Below are 17,665 nucleotides of genomic sequence, written 5' to 3'. Positions count from 1 at the left end.
CGCAGCGCTCAGCCGAGCGGGCCGAGCACCGACGCGGCGATCGTCCGCGCCGCGGAGTCCCGCGACGACGGGTGGTACTGCCCCGCCCGGACGTCGCGCGCCAGCCGCGCCAGCTCGCTCGACGACCGGAACGCCGAGCCACCGACGACGCGCATGGCCTCGTCCACGACGTGCTGCGCCGTGTCCACCGCCCGGGCCTTCGTGCCGACGAGCAGCGGGAACCAGCGGGCTCCGAGGTCGTCGAGCTCGTCGACCGACCGCGCCAGCGAGTCGACCTGCAGCGTGATCGCGTCGACCGCACCGCGCAGGTCGGCGATCGCCCGGCGCACGTCCGGGTCCTGCGACCGCGGGGTGCCGTCGGCCCCGGTCCGCCCCGCCACGGCGGCCGCCGCGAGCGTGATCGCCCGCTCCGCGACGCCGGCGTACACCGAGGCGATGAGGAGCTCGAACGACGCGAAGATCCCGAACACGAGCGGGTCCTGGTTCGGTCCGACCGGCAGCGACCGGACGATGCGGTCGGCGGGGACGTGCACGCCGTGCAGCTTCGTGGTGCGGCTCTGCGTCGCGCGCATCCCGAGCGTGTCCCAGTCGTCCAGGTGCTCGACGTCGCCGTCGGACCGCAGGACGAACCCGTGCACGAGCCGTGGCTCCGGCCCGGAGGTGTCCTTGCCGAAGACGCTCATGACGTCCCACGCCGGTGCGAGGGACGTGAAGACCTTCGTGCCGGTGAACCGGTAGCCGCCGTCGCCGTCCGGCTCCGCCGTCGTCGACGAGTCGAACAGCACGGCGTCGTTGCCGGGTTCGCTCACCCCGAAGGCGAGCAGGTGGTCGTCCGCAGCGTGGTCGGTGACGGCCTGGAGGAACGACTCGCCTCGCGTACGGACGGCGCGGGCCGCCTGCACCCACACCTGGTGCATGCCGAGGCCGAGTGCCGTCGCCGGTGCGGCCTGGGCGAGGGCGCGCTGCACCCGCGCGGTGGCGCGGAGGCCGAGGCCCGCCCCGCCCTGCTCGACGGGGACGCCGATCCGCAGGTAGCCAGCGGCGCGCAGCTCGTCGAGGTCCTCGGTGCAGAACGCGTTCGCGGCGTCGTAGCCGGGGGCGCGCTCGGCGATGCGGCTGAGCAGCTCGTCCGGCACCGACCAGCCGACGGCGTCCGTGTTGGCCTTCGTCATGCCACGAGACTAGGGTCCGGGACGTGTCAGATCGTCATCCTTGGACCAGGTACGTCGCGATCGGTGACTCGTTCACCGAGGGCATCGGGGACCCCGACCCCACCGTCCCGGGCGGCAACCGCGGCTGGGCGGACCGCGTCGCCGAGGTGCTCGCACACCAGACCGACGACTTCGCCTACGCGAACCTCGCGATCCGCGGGCGGTTGCTGCAGCAGATCATCGACGAGCAGGCCGAGGCCGCCGTCGCCCTGCACCCGGACCTCATCACGGTGTCCGCCGGCGGCAACGACATCATCCGCCCCGGCTCGGACCCGGACGAGCTCGCCGAGCGCGTGGACCGGCTCGTCGCCGACCTGCGCCGCGACGGAGCCACCGTCGTGCTCTTCACCGGCCCGGACGTCGGGATGACCCCGGTGCTCGGCATGGTCCGCGGCAAGACGGCGATCTACAACGAGAACCTGCACGCCATCGCCCTGAAGCACGGCGCCCTGGTGGCGAACATGTGGGCACTCCGGGTGCTCCGGGACCCGCGGATGTGGGCTCCGGACCGGCTGCACCACTCCCCGATGGGCCACTCGACGATCGCCGCGGCGGTGCTCGACACCCTCGGCGTGCCGCACGGGCTCGAACCGTTCAACCCGGACCCGCTCGAGGCACGCCCGTGGCGCGAGGCCCGCGCCGAGGACCTCGGGTGGGCCCGGGAGTACCTGGTGCCGTGGGTGGTCCGGCGCATCAAGCACACCTCGTCCGGCGACGGGGTGTCGGCGAAGCGACCCGAGCTGCAGATCGTCACCGAGCACCCCTCCGACACCCCGTAGACGCGGCGCGGGGCCGAGGGACGAGAGGCCGCAGAGCCGCGGGCCCTCAGTCCGCTGGGCGCCGCAGCGTGAGCGGTCCGTCGTGCAGCGGCTCGGTCTGCCAGCTCGTCGTCGTCGATCCCGTGGCGGGGTCGATCCGGACGTGCGCCAGGTGCGGGGTCTCGACGAACCGCACGTCGACACGGACCGTCCCGTCGTCCGCGACGGCACCGCTCGCGGCGAGCGGGCCCTCCACGGCCCACTCCCCCTGCCCGACCGGCACCGACAGGGAGCCGCCGTCGACGTCGAGCGTGAGCCGCCACCCGTCGCCGTCGCGGGCCAGCGGACCGGCGTCGGCGAGGCCCTGCAGCGGCCCGCCGTCGACGGCGGGCAGTCCCAGGGAGGTGAGCCGGGCCTCCAGGGCGGATGCGGATGCCGCGTCGGACGCGCGGTCGACGGCGGGCAGCAGGTGCTGCCAGACCGCGTCGAGGACGGCCTGCATGTCGAGGCTCTGGCCGGTCATCGCGAGGACGACGTCCTGCTCCGGCAGGACGACGCAGAACTGGCCGTAGGCGCCGTCGCCGCGGAAGCCGTGGCGGGCCATCCAGAACTGGAAGCCGTAGCCCTGGGACCAGTCGGGGTTGGCCTCGTCCGGGTTGGCGACCTGCGTGCTGGTCGCCTGCTCGACCCAGTCGGCGTCGAGGATCCGCTCGCCGTCCCAGACGCCGCCCTGCAGGTACAGCTGGCCGAGCTTGGCGACCGCGTCGGTCGGCGCGTAGCACCCGCTGTACCCGAGCTCCGCGCCGGTGTCGTCGCGGCGCCAGGCGAGGTCGTCGATGCCGAGCGGATCGAGCAGGTGCGGGCGGAGCCACGCGACGAGGGACCCGCCCGTCACCCGCCGGACGATCTCGGCGAGCGTGTACGTGCACGGCTGGTTGTAGGCGAAGACCGTGCCGGGCTCCTCGTCCGGCGGGAGCAGCAGGAACCCGCGCACCGTGTTCGTCGGGTCGAGGGCCTGGGCACGGTCGATCGTCTCCTCGCGGTGGCCGCTCGCCATCGCGAGCAGGTGCCGGACGCGGATGCGGCGGCTGCGTTCGTCGGTGACGTCGGCATCGAGCTCCGGGAAGTACGACAGCACGGTCGCGTCGAGGTCGATCAGGCCCGCCCGGACGGCGATGCCGACCCCGACGGCGGTGAAGCTCTTGCTCAGCGAGTAGAGCAGGTGCACGCGGTCCGCGGCGTAGGGCTGCCACCAGCCCTCGGCCGCGACCTGGCCGTGCCGGAGCAGCATGATGCTGTGCGGCTCCACGTCGGGCGTGGACTCGAGGGCGTCGAGCAGGGCGGTCACGCCGCCGGGATCGATGCCGAGGGCGGCGGGGGTGGTCCGGGGGAACGTCGTCATCGTCGTCACCCGACCGACTCTACGGTCGGCGGACGACGGGCGTCACGCCCCCTGGAACGGGTTCGTCCAGCGCCACCAGACGCCGGGGTCGTCGATCGTGCGTTCGAGCACGAGCGGCACCGTGACCGGGTCGTGGTCGGAGATGCGGAACCGCACCTGCCCGACCCGCTCGCCCTTCGTGCCGAAGGTCACCTGCTCGAGCTTCGCCTTCGCGGTGACGGTGGTCTTGCCCCACACGAGCACCTCGGCGGCCTTCGTCGTGACCGCGTCGGCCTCGTCCTGCCACGGGGTCGAGAAGGTGCCGAAGGTCTGCCCCTGGTGCGTGAGCGTCACCACCTGGAAGTTGTCCGCAACGGACCGCAGCAGCCGCTGCACGTCGACGTCGAGGGAGTCGTGGTCGACACCGCCGAGCATCACCCCGACGACGGTGACGTCCTTGCCACCGCGCTCGTACGTCGCCGCGAAGAGCAGACAGGCGCCGGCCTCGTCGAGGGTGCCGGTCTTGATCCCCTCGATGCCGTCGAGCCCGAGGAGCTTGTTCGAGTTCTCGATCTCGCCGACCGTCGGGATCGTGACGTCCTGGGTACCGACGATGTCCTTCACCACCGGGTTCGCCAGCGCGAGCTGCCCGAGCTCGACCAGGTCGGTGGCGGTCGAGGTGTTGTCCGGGTCGAGGCCGGTCGGCTCGTGGATCGTGGTGTCGTCCAGGCCGTGTTCGTCGAGCCAGTCGTTCGCCGCGTGCTCGTAGGCGGCGATCGACCCGAAGGCCCAGATGGCGAGTGCGCCGGCGTAGTTGTTCGCCGACTTCATGAGCATCACCTGGAACGTCTGGTGCTCGGTGAGCTTCAGGCCGGCGGGCATCGGGGCGACCTCGCCGTTCTGCGCCGCGTACTTGGCGTACAGGCCCTCCATCTGCTTCGTGAAGCGGATGGACGGACCGGACTCCCCCGCGGCCATCGGCTTCTCGTCGAGCACCACGAGCGCCGTGACGACCTTCGTGATGCTCGCGATCGACCGGGGCTTCGTGTCGCCGCTGGTGCGCAGGCTCTCCGGGAAGTCCGTCGCTTCGACCGCCGTCGCGCCGTACCCCGGGAAGCTCAGCGCCGGGACGGTCGTCTTCGGTGCCGAGTACGTGGTGGTGCTGGCGCTCGCCGGGCCGAACGGCACGACGGCCGCGGCGACGAGGTACCCGGCCACCAGGAGCAGGACGGCGACCACCGAGATCGTGACCGGCCTCCGGACGGCGGAGCGGGGGCGGCGGACGACTCGTGACACGGGACCCGAGCGTACCGGTCCGCTCCTAGGCCGAGGCTGCGACGGGCTGGTCGGGCTGGCGTTCCGGAGCAGGAGCCGGAGTCGTTGCGCCGCCGGCGTCGGTCGCGACGACCGGGTCGGCCGAAGCGGCCGGGTCGGACGAGCCGACCGAACCGGCCGAGCCCGTCGTCTCGGCCCGGGCGAAGGTCAGGCGACGGGACAGGTAGGCGAACACCGGCCCGAGCGCGTTCATCAGCACGACCGACACCCAGGCCGCCCAGGCGTTCCCCGGGTCGAACCCGAAGCCGCCGAAGCAGGTCGCGAAGAACGAGGCGAACCCGAGGAACATCCCGGGGACGAGCCCGAACAGCTTCGTGCGACCGGTGTACATCAGGGCGCAGTTCACGACGAGGATGAGCAGCGCCAGCACGGTGTTCTGCGCAGCCTGCCCCTCGCCGAACAGCGTGCCGAACCGCTGGTCGAGCAGGACGATGACCAGGCCGAACGCCGAGCCGATCGGCATCGCGGCCCACAGGCGCGTGGCGTTCCGCAGCGTCGGCTTGCTGCCGAGCAGGAACATCCCCGCCCAGCTGATGAAGATCGCCCAGGTCGGCAGGTGCAGGGCGTTGCCCCCGATGAACGCCGTGGCACCGGCCAGGACGGAGGCGACGATCTCGTGCGGGATCCGTTCACGCATGGCTGAGTTCCTTCGATCGGTTCGTGGTGCGGCTGGTGGTGAGGCGGGTGGTCCGGGTGGTCTCGGCGACGACCCGGCCGCGCTTGACGACCAGGGCGCGGTCCGGCCGGTCGAGCAGGACGCCGTCCGGGTCGGTGGTGGAGAGCACCACGAGGTCGGCGGCGGCACCGGGCCGGATGCCGTGGGTGTCTGCGACGCCGACGACCTCCGCCGCCCCCGTGGTGGCCATGGCGAGCACCCGGCGCAGGTCGTCCGGGCCGGACAGGTGCCCGGTCTGCGCCAGGAGCAGCCCGACGTCGAGCAGGTCGGCGTTGCCGAACGGGGTGAAGGCGTTCCGGACGTTGTTCGACGCGTACGCGCTCGTGACCCCGGCGTCCCAGAGTTCGCGGACCGGCACGACCCCGCGCCGCACGTCGTGGTCGTCGGACCGGCCGCCCAGGTGCAGGTCGGTCGCGGGCAGCGGCACGACGGCGACCCCGGCAGCTGCCAGACGGTCGAACAACGCCCGGCGCTCGCCGCGGGGCAGGCTCGCGACCGAGGTCACGTGCCCGAGCGCCACCCGCCCCTGCAGCCCGCGGGCCGTCACGCGGTCGGCGATGTGCCCGGCGAGGGCGTACCGCGGGTCGGAGGTGTCGTCGGCGAAGTCGGCGTGCAGGTCGGCCGGTACCCCGAACTCCTCGGCGAGGTCGAGGACGGTCTCGACGTGCTCGTGGCACGCGGCCAGGGTGTGCTCGTTGTAGGTGCAGCCCCCGATGACGTCCGCCCCCGCGGCGAGCGCCTGACGGAGCAGCGCGAGGGTGCCCGGTGCCTTGGCGATGCCCTCCTGGGGGAACGCGACGATCTGCAGGTCGAGGGCGTCCCGGTACTCGTCGCGCAGGTCGAGCAGCACCTCGACGCCGGTGAGCCCGACGATCGGGTCGACGTCGGGGTGTGCGCGGACGAGCGTGGTGCCGTTCGTGATGGCCTGGTCGAGCAGGGTGCGGGCGCGGTCGCGGACGGTGGCGTGGGTGAAGCCGCGCTTGAGCTCCCCCGTGACGGCGATGGCGCCGGCGAGGGTGCCGTCGGGGTTCGAGCGTTCCCGGTCGAGCAGGGCCTTGTCGACGTGCAGGTGTGCCTCGATGAGCCCGGGGATGAGCACACGTCCGGCGCAGTCGACCACGCGAGCGGAACCAGCGGGAGCGGCGGCACCGGGGAGCGGGTCGGCCACGCTGACGATCACGCCGTCGGCGATGGTGACGTCGACGGATCGACCGTCGGTCAGCCGTGCGTTGGTGAGGACCAGGTCCACGTCGAACCCCTCTTCCGGTCGGTGCGGGTGGGACGTGCTCCACCATTCGCCCGCCGTGTTTCGGCTTCCGACGCCGCGTGTGACGGCCGTGTAAAAGATGGTCGTACCAATGAACCAAGCAGACCAACCGGCCCTACGGTCGAGGGCATGCACCGTGGACGGACCCTGAGCGCGGCGACCGCCGCCCACCTCGGCACGCTCGTGCTCGACGACCTGCAGCCCGGCGACAAGCTGCCGCCGGAGCGCGCCCTCGCCGAGGACCTCGCCGTGTCCCGCACGACCATCCGCGAGGCGCTGCAGGAGCTCGAGCGCCGTCGCCTGGTCTCCCGGACCCCTGGTCGTGGCACCGTCGTGCTGCCGCGGCCGGAGGAAGCGTCCGCCCTGCTCGACCACCACCGCGACGACCTGGACCACCGGGCCGAGCACGTGGCCGAGTTCCGGACCGTCGTGGAGCCGCAGGTCGCCGGACTCGCGGCGGCGCGGGCGGGCGAGGCCGACCTGCTCAGCCTGGAACGCATCCTCGCCGCCACGCACGCGGGGCTCAGCCCGGAGGAGTCGCTCGCCCAGGACGTCGCCTTCCACGTGCAGGTCGCCCGTACCTCGGGGAACCCCCTGCTCGTGTCCCTGTGCGAGCTCAGCAGCGGCTGGGTGCAGGACGTCCGTGCCCGCTCGCACAGCACCAGCGAGGGGCGCCGGTCGTCGTTCGAGTGGCACGAGCGGATCCTCGAGCGGATCCGGGAGCACGACGTCGCGGGCGCGACGCGGGCGATGGCCGACCACCTGGCCGACGTGGCCCACCTGGTCGAACGGAGGACGGAACGATGACCACCACACACCGCACCACCACACGCGAGACCACCGCCCCCGCGGTGGCGACCCTGCAGCCCGGCACCGGACCCGTCCGCGGTGACCACGCCCTGCCCGTCGACCCGGAGACCGTCCTCTGGGGCCGACTGCCGAGCGACGGTGACACCCCGGCCCTGACGATCGGCCCCGGGGAGTCGGTCACGATCGACACCGTCAGCCACGAGGGGATCCTCCCCGACCAGGGCAGCGACCCCGTGGCGTGGTTCGGCGATCACGGCGTCGCACCGGAGCACGTCCTCGCCGACGCCGTCGCGATCGCCCGCTCCGGTCACCGCGACCTCGCGTCGGACGGACCGCACGTGGTGTCCGGGCCGATCGCGGTGCGCGGTGCCCGTCCCGGTGACGTGCTGACGATGACGGTCCTCGAGACCCTGCCCCGGGTGCACTACGGCGTCGTGTCGAACCGGCACGGCCGCGGCGCCCTGCACGGTGAGTTCCCGGTCGACGGCACGACGGTGAGCGTCTTCGCCGACGTCGTCGACACCGACCAGGGCCGGCGGGGCCGTATCCCGCTCACCGCCGCCGGCGACCGCTTCGCGCACTTCCCCCTCGCCCCGTTCCTCGGGATCATGGGCGTCGCCACCCCCGGGGAGCGGCTGCACTCGGTGCCGCCCGGTCGCCACGGCGGCAACATCGACGTCAACCTGCTGCAGGCCGGGTCCCAGCTGCACCTGCCGGTGCTCGTCCCCGGCGCACTCGCCCACGTCGGCGACCCGCACTTCGCCCAGGGCGACGGCGAGGTGGCGCTCACCGCGATGGAGGCCTCGCTCCGCGCGACGATCCGCTTCGACCTGACCCCCGCAGCCGAGGCCGCCGCACGCTTCGGTGACCTGGTCTGGCCCGTCGCCGAGACACAGGAGTTCCTCGTGCCCACGGGCATGGACCCCGACCTCGACGAGGCCGTCCGGCAGTGCGTCCGGCACGCCGTCGCGATCCTCGGCGCGCGCTGGGGCATGGAACGCCACCTGGCGTACGCGTACCTGTCGGCCGCGACCGACTTCAACATCTCGCAGGTGGTGGACCTGGTCACCGGTGTCCACGCCCGCATCCGCAAGGCCGACTTCGAGGAGCCCGTCCGATGACCACGCCCCCGGCGTCGCCCGCGCCCGACGCCGTGCCCGAAGGCCTGCTCGAGGCCCTCGGCGCCTACGAGACCGCCCTGCTGGCGAACGACCTCGACGCCCTCGACGCCGCGTTCGTCGACTCCCCCGGCACGATGCGCGGCGACGACCGTGGCCTGCTCGTCGGGCACGACGCGATCAGCGCGTTCCGCGGGGCACGGGGTGGGGTCGCGACCCGGTCGCTGACGCACGTCGAGGTCCGCCCCCTGACCGAGGACCGCGCCCTCGTCGTGTCGGTGTCCCGGTTCGCCGCGGGTGGGCAGGGCCTCCAGACCCAGCTCTGGCGCCGCGACGGCGACACCGGCTGGCGCATCGAAGCAGCCCACGTCACCGCCCGCCCCAAGGCCGTCGACACCACCGTCTGGCGGGCCGTCGGCGACCCGCTCGTCGCCCCCACCGCCTCCGGACCGCTCGACGGCCTGACCGTCGCGGTCAAGGACCTCTACGCCGTCCCCGGCCAGCCGGTCGGCGCGGGCAACCCGACGTACCTGCGCGAGGCCCCCGTCGAGACCGCGCCCGCCGCAGCGGTCGCCGCGCTCCTCGCAGCCGGCGCCTCGATCCGCGGGATTGCGCGCACCGACGAGTTCGCCTACAACCTGACGGGCCGGAACGCGCACCACGGCACGCCGCCGAACAGCGCGGCTCCCACCCGACTGCCTGGAGGCTCGTCCAGCGGATCCGCATCGGCCGTCGGCCTCGGGACGGCCGAGATCGGGATCGGCACGGACACCGCGGGATCGGTCCGGGTCCCCGCCTCGTACCAGGGGCTCTGGGGCCTCCGGACGACCCACGGCACGGTGTCCCGCGAGGGGCTGCTCCCGCTCGCGCCGTCGTTCGACACCGTCGGGTGGCTCACGCGGAGCCCCGGTGTGCTGCTCGCCGCCCTCGACGCCACCGTGCCGCCGCCCGCACCGGCAGGGGCGCCCGATGCAACCGTGCTCGTCGTCCCCGAGGAACTCGTCGCACTCGTCGAACCGGCCGTCGCCCGGTCCTTCACCGCCTTCGTCGAGACACTCGACGAACCCGTCGCGACCGTCCGGCTGCGCGACCTCGGCATCCCGGTCCCCGCAGCACTGCAGGAGCAGATGCGGCTCGTCCAGGCCGCCGAGGCGCTCGCCGCCCACGGCCCCTGGATCGACGCGCACCCCGGCGCACTGAGCGCCGTCGTCGGTGGCCGGTTCCGGGCGGCACGCGCGAACGACCCCGACGCGACCGCCGACGGCGTCGCACGCCTCGACGAGGTCCGTGCGACGATCCGCCGTGCCCTCGCCGGTCGGACCCTGCTGTTCCCGACCGTGCCCGGACCCGCACCGCTGCTCGACGCGGACACCGCTGCGCTCGAGCGCGCCCGGACCGCCACGACGGCGATGACCGCGCTCGCGAGCGTCGGCGGCCTGCCCGCGGTGAGCGCACCGGCGCTGACCGTGGACGGCGCGCCCGTCGGCGTCTGCCTGGTCGGCGGCCCGGCCACCGACCGTGCCCTGGTGATCCGTGCCGGGCGCATGCTGCCGGACCAGGCCGCCCCGGGCCTCCCGACGGTCTCGGTGGTGCGCTAGGAGGCGAGCCGCCGGGCGTGGGTGACCGCCCACAGACCGACGGCGCTCGCCGCGGCCACGTTGAGCGAGTCGACGCCGTGCGCCATCGGGATCCGGACGGTCGTGTCGGCCGACGCGATCGCGGCCGGCGTCAGTCCCTGCCCCTCGGTGCCCATCACGAGCGCGACCTTCTCGGGCAGGTCCGCCACGAAGGCGTCGAGGTCGACGGACTCGTCCGTCAGTGCCATCGCGGCCAGGTGGAACCCCTGCGCGCGGAGTTCCTCGCCCGCCGCGGGCCAGTCGCCGATGCGGGTCCACGGCACCTGCAGGACCGTGCCCATGCTCACGCGGACGCTCCGGCGGTACAGCGGGTCGGCACACCGCGGGCTGACGAGCACCGCGTCGGCGCCGAGGCCGGCGACGCTGCGGAACACCGCGCCGACGTTCGTGTGGTCGACGATGTCCTCGAGCACGACGACGACCTTCGCGTCCCGCACCACGTCGGCGACACTCGGCAGCTCGGGACGCTGCATCGCGGCGATCGCACCGCGGTGCATCCGGAAGCCGGTGAGCTCCTCGAGCAGGGCGTCGGCGCCGACGAAGACCGGCCCGTCGTGCTCCGCGACCAGGGGCAGGACGCTGTCGAGCCACTTCTCCTGCACCAGGATGCTCCGCGGCACGTGTCCGGCGCGGACCGCGCGCTCGATGACCGTGTTCGACTCGGCGATGTACAGGCCGCCCTCGGGCTCCGAGACCCGGCGGAGTGCCACGTCGGTCAGACGGGCGAAGTCGTCGAGGCGGGGATCGTCGAGGGAGTCGATGCGGACGGGGTGCACGGGGCTCGTTTCGGTGTGGTGCGGGGGCGGCGCGGGTCCGGCGGGCCTGGGCCGGGGCCGGGGCCGGTGCGGGTCCGGCGGGCCGGGCCGACACGGGTCCGGGCTGCCGACGGGCTGCTCCGGGCTGCCGCCGGACGGGTCCGCCGAGGATGCGCTCCGCCTGGGAAGCGACTGGGACGGTCGGGTGTTGAGGGTACCGTGAACAGGGTGCTGGATGATGCTGCGTCGACGACCGGACCGACCACCGGGGCGGCCGCCGGGTCGGTGACCGCCGACGACCTGGACCGCGTCGTCGAGGTGCTCGCGGGCAAGCGGATCGCCGTGCTCTCCGGTGCCGGTCTGAGCACCGACTCCGGCATCCCCGACTACCGCGGTGCCGGGCGGGTGGTGCGCAAGCCGATGACGTTCCAGGAGTTCCTGGCCGACCCCGCGAAGCGCCAGCGCTACTGGGCCGGATCCCACCTGGGCTGGCGGAGCTTCGCGGCCGCCGTGCCGAACGACGGACACCGGGCGCTCGCCGCACTCGAGGACGCCGGGATCGTCGCCGGGGTCATCACGCAGAACGTCGACGGCCTGCACCTGCGCGCCGGGTCCCGCCGCGTCGTCGAGATCCACGGCTCGATGGACCGCGCCGTGTGCCTGCGGTGCGGCCAGGTGTTCTCCCGCTCCGACCTCGCCGCCACCATCGACCGGGCGAACCCCTGGATCGACGAACCGGGGTCCGTGCAGCTGCAGCCGGACGGTGACGTCGAGATCACCGACGTCGAACGGTTCGTCGTGCCCGCGTGCACCGTGTGCGGCGGCGACCTGAAGCCCGACGTCGTCTTCTTCGGCGAGTTCGTGCCGGCCGAGAAGTTCCGCGAGGCCGTGTCGATCGTCGCCGACGCCGACGCACTCCTCGTCGTCGGTTCGTCCCTCACCGTCAACTCGGGCGTGCGGCTGGTCGACCACGCTGCGCGCCGCAAGAACCCCGTGGTCATCGTGAACCGCGGCGAGACCCGCAGTGACCGGCGGGCGGCCGTGAAGCTCGACGCCGGCACCACCGAGACGCTCGTGCACCTGGCGGAGCGGCTCAGCGCGGCGGCGTCGACCGACTAGCGCGGTCGCGGTCGCCTGGGCCGACCTGCTGGTCGCGGCTTGCCTGGACCCGCGCGGGCGCTGCCGCCGGGCGGGCCTGCGCGGTCGCGGTTCCCGGACGGGCCTGCCGTTCGCGTCTGCGAAGATCGACGGGTGACGACCCTCCTGTACCTCGTCCGGCACGGCGAGACCGACTGGAACGCGCAGCGCCGCATCCAGGGCTCGACCGACATCCCGCTCAACGACACCGGACGACGGCAGGCCGCCGAGGCCGCCGAGCTCCTGACCCGCCGGCCGTTCGACGCGGTGGTCGCCTCCCCGCTGTCCCGTGCGGCCGAGACGGGCGCGATCATCGCCGACCGCCTGGGCCTCGACGCACCGACGACGTACCCGGGCCTGGCCGAGCGCTCCTACGGCGAAGCCGAGGGCCTGACCGACGACGAGGTGTCGGCACGGTACCCGCACGACGACATCCCCGGTCGGGAGTCCCGCTCCGCGCTGCTCGCCCGCGTCACCGAGACGCTCGGTGAGATCGCGGTCCGGTTCGACGCCGGCGTCGTCGTGGTCGCGACCCACGGCGCGGTGATCCGCAGTGTCGTGAACGCCGCAGCCCCCGGCACCGCCGATCGCCGCAACACCCCGATCCGCAACGGGTCCATCCACTCGTTCCGGTGGGACCCCGAGCGCTTCCACGCCGAACTCGTCCGGTTCGACGACCCGATCGACGACGTGTCCGACGCCACCGGAGGGTCCGCGTTCGAGTACCAGAACCCCTTGGAGCGCCGGGGCTGACCGGGGACTAGGCTCCGACGCACCCGCACACCGGGGTGAGGGGAGCCACATGTCCGACGACGGAACCAGCCGACACGGGCAGCACGCCCTCGACCAGCAGGCCGACGACCTCGACCGGGTGTTCGGTCCCGAGACGGCGAGCGTCCCCACCCGCACCCGGGCCCGCACCTGGTTCATCATCGGCGGCAGCACCCTCGCGGTGGTCGCGGTCATCGCCGTGGTGCTCGGCTCGATCATCGGGAGCGTCCAGAACGGCATCGGCGGGGTCTTCCCACGGCCGGACGTGGCGCTCGACCGGTTCGACACGCGCGTGCGCGCGCTGCCCGGCGTCACCGACGTGCGGCACCATGCCCCGTCGAAGACGGCGTTCGCGAGCTACGACGCCATCGCCTCGGTCCGGGCGGACCCGGCGCTCGACCCCGCTGCCCGGCGTGACCTGGTCGCCGCCATCAGCCGCGCAGCCGACGAGTCCGGCGGCAACGGTGTCCGCGTCGTCGTGGTCGCCGACCTCGGCAACCTGGAGATCGGCGTCACCGGTGCCGGCGAGGTCGCGGCGAAGCGCCTGGCGCTGGCGGACACGCTCGACCACATCGGCGGTGTGACGGAGGTCCGTTGCTCGTGGGAGCGGGGCGGCGACCCGTCCGACGCCGCACGCGACCAGTCGATCGTCGTGCGGACCCCGGGTCGGGGCGCCGCGGTGCCGCCGATCGTGTCGCGGGTCACCGAGGAGACGCAGAAGGTGTTCCCCGGGGCGGACGTGCGGGTCATCGCGCCGGAGTGACGGTGTGGTGGTCGCGGAGTCGTCGAGCGTCCGACGTGGAACGACACGGTCGACGTCGCACGACATCGACATCGTCGTTCCGCATCGTCACGAACCGCGAGCCCGCGCGCCCGCACCCGCACCAGCCCTCAGCCCCGCCGGTCCCCCACGGCCCGCTCGACGGCCCGGACGACCTGCTCCGCCGAGTCCTGCCACCGGAACCGACCGGCACGCTGAATCGACTGCCGCGAGGCCTCGTCCCACCGTTCCTCGACCCGCCGGACGGCCGCGGCAAGGGCGGACGGCGACGCCGGGTCGAAGTACTCCGCCGCCGAGCCGCCGATCTCCCGGAAGATCGGGATGTCGCTGACGACGACCGGGGTCCCGACGCCCATCGCCTCGACGAGCGGGATGCCGAACCCCTCGTCGTACGACGCGGTCGCCAGCGCGGTGGCCGAACGGAGCACGGACAGGTACTCCTCGTCGGTGGCGCCGTCGTGGAACACGATCGTCCCCGTGGGAGCCAGCGCCTCGAGCCGTGCACGGTCGGCGTCGGACACCCGCGACATGCAGTGCAGCGTCCAGTCCGCCCCCAGGAGCGGCAGCGCCGCCGCCAGGGTCTCGACGTTCTTGTACGGCATGAACGAGCCCATGTAGACGAGCGAGCGTCCACGTGGCGCTCCGGCCACCCGCGGTGTCGCCGGGTCGGCCGCGTTGTAGGCGACCGTCACGGGTCGCTTCGTCAGCCGGTGCTCGGCGATCAGCCCGGCGGTCGTCTCGGACACCGTCACCACCCCGTCGGCGCCGTTCAGCAGGAACCGCTGCGGCGCCCAGGACAGGTGGAACGCCCGCCAGCCGAGCCGCAGCGGCCACGAGAACTCCCGCGGGGGCGTGCGGTTGCGGTAGTAGATCAGGTCGTGCAGCGTCAGGACGAGCGCGTACCGGCGCCCCCGTGACCCCATCGTCTGCATGGGCGAGAACACCGCGTCGAGCCCGAGCCGGTTGACGCGCCGGGCGACGAGCGGCTCCCCCGCGTCCGTCGGCGCGGGCAGCAGCTCCCACGGCAGGTCCCTCGGCAGCGACTCGAGCTGGCGCTCGTCGCTGACGAGCAGCACGTAGTCGTGCCGGTCCGGCAGGTGCGCGACGACCCCGGCGGTGAACCGGCTGATGCCGTCGTGCCGACCGATCCGCACGTACCGGCAGTCGATGCCGATGCGCAGGCGCGTCACGACGCGTCCGCCGTCCGGGAGGCCCGCCCCGCCCCCGACGGTCGGCTGTCCGTCGCGGCCGCGCCGCGTCCAGTGCGTCCATGGCGTCCCGCACGCCCGGTCGTGTCCGCCATCCGGCGGAGCACGGCCGCCGCGGCCGGAGCCGGCGTCTCGTAGTGCACCAGGTGGCCGACCCCCGGGATCACGACGAGCTCGGCGTCACGCAGCCGCTCGGCGAGTGCGCGCTGTTCGGGGACGGCGGTGATGTCGTCGTGCTCGGCCGCGACGAGCAGCACGGGCACGTGGATGCGGTCGGCGTACTCGGAGACGTCGTGGGTGACCGAGGTGCGGAACGCCTCGAGCACGCTCGTGCGGTTCGCGAAGGCCGAGAAGTACCGGTCGTGCTGGTCGTGCACCCATCGACGGACGGCGGGGTCGTGCGACTTCAGCATCGCGATGCTCATCGCCCGGACGATCGCGCCGTTCCGCAGGATCCCGAGCCCGATCGGCTTCGGCAGGACCGCGCCGGCGCGGTAGTACCCGATCGCGATCGCGGTCCCGACGGCACGCGGTCCCTGCAGTGCCGGGGCCGCGATGGGGTTGACGAGGACGAGCAGCCGGGTGTCGAGCCCGGCGGCGACGGTGGCCGACACCACGATCGATCCGAACGAGTGCCCGAGCACGACCGTGTCGCGGCCGAGCCCGAGCGCGGCGTGGAACCCGGTCAGCCAGGCCACGTACGCGTCGATGTCCGACACCGGCAGCGGGTCGGACACGCCGAAGCCGGGCAGGTCCGGCACGATCACACGGACACCTTCGAGGTGCGCGGCGATGGTCTCGAGCCCGTGGTGGTCCCCGCGGAACCCGTGCACGGCGAGCACGGTGCGATCCGAGTCCTCGGGCCCGTAGACCCAGTAGTGCGTGGTCCGGCCGTCGACCTGGACGGCCCGGTGCACGACCGGGGTGGCGGCCATCAACGACTGGTACGGGGAGAGCACGGGCGGTTGCATCCGCGCCAGTCTAGGGAGCGAACCGCACGAAACCCCGGACACCCGCAGCATCTCGCGCCTATCGTGTCCGGGGCGGGCCGTCGACCGGTCCGTCGATGACGACGAGGAGCACGGTGACCTTCACAGCCCCGATCCAGCTGCCCGGCCTGACGCTCGACCCGCAGTGGTACAAGCGCTCGGTCTTCTACGAGTGCATGATCCGGTCGTTCGTCGACTCCAACGGAGACGGCATCGGCGACATCCAGGGCGTGATCGGCAAGCTCGACTACCTGCAGTGGCTCGGCGTGGACGCCCTGTGGCTGCCGCCGTTCTTCCAGTCGCCGATGCGCGACGGCGGGTACGACATCGCCGACTACCGGGCGATCCTGCCGGAGTTCGGCACGCTCGACGACTTCCGCGAGCTCGTCACGAAGTCGCACGAGCGGAACATGCGCATCGTGATCGACATGGTGATCAACCACACCAGCGACCAGCACGAGTGGTTCCAGCAGTCCCGCGAGGACCCGGACGGCCCCTACGGCGACTTCTACGTCTGGCGGGACACCGACGAGGACTACTCGAACATCCGCATCATCTTCGTCGACACCGAGGAGTCCAACTGGACCTTCGACCCGGTCCGACGCCAGTTCTTCTTCCACCGCTTCTTCTCGCACCAGCCCGACCTGAACTTCGAGAACCCCGCGGTCATCGAGGCGATCTACGACGTCGTCCGGCACTGGCTCGACATGGGCGTCGACGGGCTCCGGCTCGACGCGATCCCGTACCTGTTCGAGTCAGAGGAGGGCAACGGCGAGGGCGAGCCGGAGACCCACGAGTTCATCAAGAAGCTCCGCGCCATGGTCGACGACGAGTACCCCGGGCGTGTGCTCCTGGCCGAGGCGAACCAGTGGCCGCGCGAGACGGCGGCGTTCTTCGGCACCGACGAGGAGCCCGAGTGCCACATGGCGTTCGACTTCCCGGTCATGCCCCGCATCTTCTACTCGCTCCGCGCCCAGCACGCCGCCGAGCTCAAGGCGATCCTGTCCGAGACCCTCGACGTGCCGGCCAGCGCGGCGTGGGGCGTCTTCCTCCGCAACCACGACGAGCTCACGCTCGAGATGGTGAGCGAGGAGTACCGGCAGGCGATGTACGGCTGGTACGGCTACGACCCGCGGATGCGCTCGAACATCGGTATCCGCCGACGCCTCGCTCCCCTGCTCGACAACTCGCGCGCCGAGCTCGAGCTCATCCACGCGCTGCTGTTCTCGCTGCCCGGTTCGCCGTTCCTGTACTACGGCGACGAGATCGGGATGGGCGACAACATCTGGCTGCCGGACCGTGACTCCTCGCGCACGCCGATGCAGTGGACGCCGGACCGCAACGCCGGCTTCTCCACCGCCGACCCGGGCAAGCTCTACCTGCCCGTCGTCCAGTCGCTCGTGTACAACTACGCGCAGGTCAACGTCGAGGCGCAGCTCGCCCAGTCGCGCTCGCTGCTGCACTGGGTCCGGAACGTCATCCACACGCGCAAGGCCCACCCGGTGTTCGGTCTCGGCTCCCTGAACGTGCAGGAGACCTCCAACGACTCGGTGCTCGCCTTCGTCCGCTCGTGGGAGGGCTCCGGGCAGCAGTTCGGGCCGTCCGCCGAGGACGTCCTGTGCGTGTTCTCGTTCGCGACGAACCCGACCTCGGTCACGATCTCCGCGCCGGAGTTCGCGGGGCGTCCGCTCTACGACCTGTTCGGCGGCAGCTCGTTCCCGTCGTTCGACGAGGACGGCACCGTCACGCTCACCATGGGCACGCAGTCGTTCTACTGGCTGCACGTCGGCGCGCCGACCCGGTAGTCGGGGGTGTCGGTGCGTCCCGTTAG

General features: G+C 72.9%; 16 protein-coding genes. 8 read left to right on the top strand and 8 right to left on the bottom strand.

The genetic code is table 11. The features are described 5' to 3' along the window. Positions 1-8: 8 nt before the first annotated feature. Positions 9-1,172, bottom strand: a complete 1,164-nt coding sequence (locus tag DEJ05_RS05100) for an acyl-CoA dehydrogenase family protein (RefSeq protein ID WP_111109908.1) — start codon at positions 1,170-1,172, stop codon at positions 9-11. A gap of 23 nt (positions 1,173-1,195) precedes the next feature. Here DEJ05_RS05100 and DEJ05_RS05095 point away from each other — a divergent pair, with 23 nt between their 5' ends. After that, a complete protein-coding gene (locus tag DEJ05_RS05095; protein WP_071244716.1) occupies positions 1,196-1,990 on the top strand; it encodes an SGNH/GDSL hydrolase family protein in 795 nt (264 codons plus the stop codon). Positions 1,991-2,036: 46 nt separating this feature from the next. Here the strand turns inward: DEJ05_RS05095 and DEJ05_RS05090 are convergent, their stop codons facing one another. From DEJ05_RS05090 to DEJ05_RS05075, 4 genes are read right to left on the bottom strand one after another with little or no spacing between them, the layout of a single operon-like run. Then, positions 2,037-3,371 carry a serine hydrolase gene (locus DEJ05_RS05090; RefSeq protein ID WP_181440660.1) on the bottom strand — a complete coding sequence of 445 codons (1,335 nt, stop codon included), beginning with the start codon at positions 3,369-3,371 and terminating at the stop codon, positions 2,037-2,039. A 42-nt stretch (positions 3,372-3,413) separates the two neighbouring features. Beyond that, entirely contained in the window at positions 3,414-4,646 is a 1,233-nt protein-coding gene (locus DEJ05_RS05085; protein ID WP_163343605.1) for a D-alanyl-D-alanine carboxypeptidase family protein, read from the bottom strand. 25 nt (positions 4,647-4,671) lie between these two features. Beyond that, positions 4,672-5,322 (bottom strand): DUF1097 domain-containing protein, encoded by a 651-nt coding sequence (locus DEJ05_RS05080; protein WP_111109906.1) that lies wholly within the window; start codon positions 5,320-5,322, stop codon positions 4,672-4,674. Further along, a complete protein-coding gene (locus DEJ05_RS05075; RefSeq protein WP_111109905.1) occupies positions 5,315-6,610 on the bottom strand; it encodes an amidohydrolase family protein in 1,296 nt (431 codons plus the stop codon). Before DEJ05_RS05075 ends, DEJ05_RS05080 begins: the two co-directional genes overlap by 8 nt. A 147-nt stretch (positions 6,611-6,757) precedes the next feature. Here DEJ05_RS05075 and DEJ05_RS05070 point away from each other — a divergent pair, with 147 nt between their 5' ends. From DEJ05_RS05070 to DEJ05_RS05060, 3 genes are read left to right on the top strand one after another with little or no spacing between them, the layout of a single operon-like run. Next, positions 6,758-7,435: a FadR/GntR family transcriptional regulator gene (locus DEJ05_RS05070; RefSeq protein ID WP_111109904.1), complete on the top strand. Its 678-nt coding sequence runs from the start codon at positions 6,758-6,760 to the stop codon at positions 7,433-7,435. Next, positions 7,432-8,559: an acetamidase/formamidase family protein gene (locus tag DEJ05_RS05065; protein ID WP_111109903.1), complete on the top strand. Its 1,128-nt coding sequence runs from the start codon at positions 7,432-7,434 to the stop codon at positions 8,557-8,559. The genes DEJ05_RS05070 and DEJ05_RS05065 overlap by 4 nt, the downstream gene beginning before the upstream one ends. Next, complete coding sequence (locus tag DEJ05_RS05060) at positions 8,556-10,154, top strand: AtzH-like domain-containing protein (RefSeq protein ID WP_111109902.1); 1,599 nt, start codon at positions 8,556-8,558, stop codon at positions 10,152-10,154. Before DEJ05_RS05065 ends, DEJ05_RS05060 begins: the two co-directional genes overlap by 4 nt. Here DEJ05_RS05060 and DEJ05_RS05055 read toward each other — a convergent pair. After that, positions 10,151-10,969 (bottom strand): RNA methyltransferase, encoded by an 819-nt coding sequence (locus DEJ05_RS05055; RefSeq protein ID WP_111024981.1) that lies wholly within the window; start codon positions 10,967-10,969, stop codon positions 10,151-10,153. The two genes, DEJ05_RS05060 and DEJ05_RS05055, sit on opposite strands and share 4 nt — an antisense overlap. Positions 10,970-11,233: 264 nt before the next feature. Between DEJ05_RS05055 and DEJ05_RS05050 the strand changes: the two genes are divergently transcribed. The 3 genes from DEJ05_RS05050 (at position 11,234) to DEJ05_RS05040 (ending at position 13,619) form a co-directional block, all read left to right on the top strand. Further along, entirely contained in the window at positions 11,234-12,067 is an 834-nt protein-coding gene (locus tag DEJ05_RS05050) for a Sir2 family NAD-dependent protein deacetylase (protein ID WP_111109917.1), read from the top strand. A 132-nt stretch (positions 12,068-12,199) separates the two neighbouring features. After that, positions 12,200-12,838 (top strand): histidine phosphatase family protein, encoded by a 639-nt coding sequence (locus DEJ05_RS05045; RefSeq protein ID WP_111024980.1) that lies wholly within the window; start codon positions 12,200-12,202, stop codon positions 12,836-12,838. A 49-nt stretch (positions 12,839-12,887) separates the two neighbouring features. Next, on the top strand, positions 12,888-13,619 hold the full coding sequence (locus DEJ05_RS05040; RefSeq protein ID WP_111109901.1) for a hypothetical protein: 732 nt from the start codon (positions 12,888-12,890) through the stop codon (positions 13,617-13,619). 128 nt (positions 13,620-13,747) lie between these two features. Here the strand turns inward: DEJ05_RS05040 and DEJ05_RS05035 are convergent, their stop codons facing one another. Further along, positions 13,748-14,818 carry a glycosyltransferase family 1 protein gene (locus tag DEJ05_RS05035; protein ID WP_111109916.1) on the bottom strand — a complete coding sequence of 357 codons (1,071 nt, stop codon included), beginning with the start codon at positions 14,816-14,818 and terminating at the stop codon, positions 13,748-13,750. 5 nt (positions 14,819-14,823) lie between these two features. Next, positions 14,824-15,816 carry an alpha/beta fold hydrolase gene (locus tag DEJ05_RS05030; protein WP_258376087.1) on the bottom strand — a complete coding sequence of 331 codons (993 nt, stop codon included), beginning with the start codon at positions 15,814-15,816 and terminating at the stop codon, positions 14,824-14,826. 113 nt (positions 15,817-15,929) lie between these two features. Here DEJ05_RS05030 and treS point away from each other — a divergent pair, with 113 nt between their 5' ends. Next, on the top strand, positions 15,930-17,639 hold the full coding sequence (treS, locus tag DEJ05_RS05025) for a maltose alpha-D-glucosyltransferase (RefSeq protein ID WP_017887282.1): 1,710 nt from the start codon (positions 15,930-15,932) through the stop codon (positions 17,637-17,639). The last annotated feature ends 26 nt before the right edge of the window (positions 17,640-17,665 follow it).

The organism is Curtobacterium sp. MCLR17_045 (assembly GCF_003234405.1).
In the GTDB taxonomy this organism is placed as follows: domain Bacteria; phylum Actinomycetota; class Actinomycetes; order Actinomycetales; family Microbacteriaceae; genus Curtobacterium; species Curtobacterium flaccumfaciens.
The sequence above is the reverse complement of the archived record's forward strand: the minus strand, read 5'-3'. Positions and strand labels throughout refer to the sequence as shown.